This is a genomic window from Pseudoflavonifractor sp. 524-17, from assembly GCF_009935845.1.
Classification (GTDB): Bacteria; Bacillota; Clostridia; order Oscillospirales; family Oscillospiraceae; genus Pseudoflavonifractor_A.
The window spans coordinates 1-2,330 of record NZ_QWEK01000108.1 but is presented as its reverse complement, the minus strand read 5'-3'; the positions used below and the strand labels follow the sequence as shown (position 1 = coordinate 2,330).

The following is a 2,330-nucleotide window of genomic DNA, read 5'->3' as shown; positions in this document are numbered from 1 at the left end:
GCTATATCTATTTCTTTTCGTCTTTCCATTTTCCCTCCTACATTTTTTCTCTGTCTGCCTTATGGGGAGCATATCAATTTCGACCACTTTAAGAAAGATTAACTATTAGATGTCAACCCCTAAAATGAAGGATGGTGGCAAAAAGTTAGACGGTTCAAAAAGGGTATAGCAAAACAGAGGTCCAGGAGGACCCCGGATGGCTATTGAAGCAAATCAAGCAGCGGGACAGTAAGACTGCCTGGATTTTTCCAGAGCAAAGATGAGCCGTACCAGTTTTTTGGCAGCGTGGGATAAGGCAACATTGTAGTGTTTGCCCTCGGCCCGTTTCTTAGCCAGGTATGTGGCAAAGGCAGGGTCCCAATGGCAGACGTATTTAGCGGCATTGTAGAGAGCATAGCGCAGATACCGGGAGCCACGTTTTTCCATGTGCGGATAGCAGTTTTTGAGCTGCCCAGACTGGTAAGTAGAGGGAGACATCCCAGCGTAGGCCAGCAGCTTGTCAGGGGAATCAAACCGGGAGAAGTCGCCAACCTCGGCCAGGAGCATGGCACCCATGCGGTATCCAATCCCCGGAATGGTGGTAATGGGGGAATGTAGTTCGTCCATGATGGCCTGGATAATGGCCTCAATTTCCTCAATCTCGGTATCTAACTCCCGGATAAGGCGGATGGTGTGCTGCAATTCCAGGGACTTGGCGGGCATTCTGGAGCCAATGGAGCTTCTAGCAGCGTCCCGGATATCCACAGCCGTATCCCGTCCGTAGCGGCCCTTAGAGGCATCGGCCAGCAGGGCTTTCAGCCTAGTCAGGTGTGCGTCGGCGATTTGCCGGGCTCCTGGGAACTCGGACAGCAGTGCATAAACAGACGCCATATGAAGCGTCGGGACCAGCTGTTCCAGTTCGGGGAAGAGGATGCACACCAGCCTGGAAACGGACTGCTTCAATCTGGCCCGCTCTTTTACCTTGTCAAAACGGTATCTGGTGAGTGACTTTAACTCTTCGTTGCGGTATGCTGTATCCGTGTAGGGCTTGAGGCCCGTATCGGACAAAAGCATAGCCGCAATGGTTCGCGCATCCACCCGGTCCGTCTTTGTCTTCCTGAGACTGAGACTTTTCCGGTAAAGGTTGGTGCGTAAGGGGTTCAAGACATAGGTGCCCAGACCGTTGTCAAGAAGAAACCCAAGAATGTTGTAGCTGTAATGCCCGGTCGCCTCGAGTCCTGCTTTTATGCTGTCTTGGGGCGAGGAGCAGGCCCAGAGCTTGTCCAGCAGAGCGTTGAAGCCCTCCAAGTTGTTAGGGATGGTGAATACATCCACCAGGACTGTGCCCTCCGAGCTGAGGATGAAGCAGTCGTGCTTATCCTTTGCCACATCAATTCCAACGCAAATCATAACAATACATCCAGCGGAAAATTTGCGATGCTGCATCCACAGAACACTTTGCTTTTGCAGCCTTGTTCCACATAAACCGTCTGGCGGTATTTAACTGATCAACAAAACTGCAAAGGGCTGTGGTTGGAACCTTTCCTGAACCATCTGCGTGGTAGGACGGATAAACCAATCCACAGCATCCCTTACAATGTAGCACAGCCCTTGGAGAGGGGATCTAATAACTACTACTCTATAATACAAGGACGGATATCATGCCTGAGTTTACCGCGAACGCGGCTCAAACCGTTTCCGCCGGTCAAAACGTTCTGCTGACCGAGACGCCCATCCCCTGCACCAGGGGCTATGTCTGCCACCGGGCCGGGAGCGGCATCATCACTCTGCGGGGCATCACCAATCAGTGCCGCGCCCGCTATCGGGTGAGCGCAGACGCCAACATTGCAATCGCCGCCAGCGGCACTGCCGGGCCAATTTCCCTGGCCCTGGCAATCACCGGGGAACCCCTGGCCAGCGCGACTGCCATCGTCACTCCCGCTGCTGCAGGCGATCTGTTCAACGTCCATGTTGACGCATTGATCGATGTGCCCAAAGGCTGTTGCCTAACGATTGCCCTGGAGAACACCAGCACCCAGGCCATTACGGCCCAAAATGTCAACGTGATTGTTGACCGGGTGGCGTGAAAGGAGAAAACGACATGGACAAACTGAAAGAAAATCTGTGGAAAGAGCTGGACAAGATCGACCGAAAGGAGGAGCTCAACCCGGGCGATCTGGAGCTGGCCCATAAGCTCACCGACACCATCAAGAACATCGAGAAAATCTGTATGCTGGAGGAGGAGGGCGGCTACAACTCCGCCGTGGACAGCACGGACTATGGCCGGGGCTCCAGCTACGCCAACCGGGGCCAGCACTACGTCCGGGGCCACTACAGCCGGGCGGACGGGC

The 2,330-nt window shown here is 54.0% G+C and carries 3 protein-coding genes; 2 read left to right on the top strand and 1 reads right to left on the bottom strand.

The genetic code is table 11. From position 1 onward, the window contains the following. Nucleotides 1-213: 213 nt before the first annotated feature. On the bottom strand, nt 214-1,389 hold the full coding sequence (locus D1159_RS18690; protein ID WP_161847095.1) for an IS110 family transposase: 1,176 nt from the start codon (nt 1,387-1,389) through the stop codon (nt 214-216). A gap of 251 nt (nt 1,390-1,640) precedes the next feature. Between D1159_RS18690 and D1159_RS18685 the strand changes: the two genes are divergently transcribed. Continuing rightward, nucleotides 1,641-2,066, top strand: coding sequence for a hypothetical protein (locus D1159_RS18685; RefSeq protein WP_161847094.1), 426 nt, complete (start codon nt 1,641-1,643; stop codon nt 2,064-2,066). Nucleotides 2,067-2,080: 14 nt separating this feature from the next. Next, nucleotides 2,081-2,330 (top strand): hypothetical protein (locus tag D1159_RS18680; RefSeq protein ID WP_347563737.1); only part of this gene is annotated, 250 nt, incomplete at its 3' end.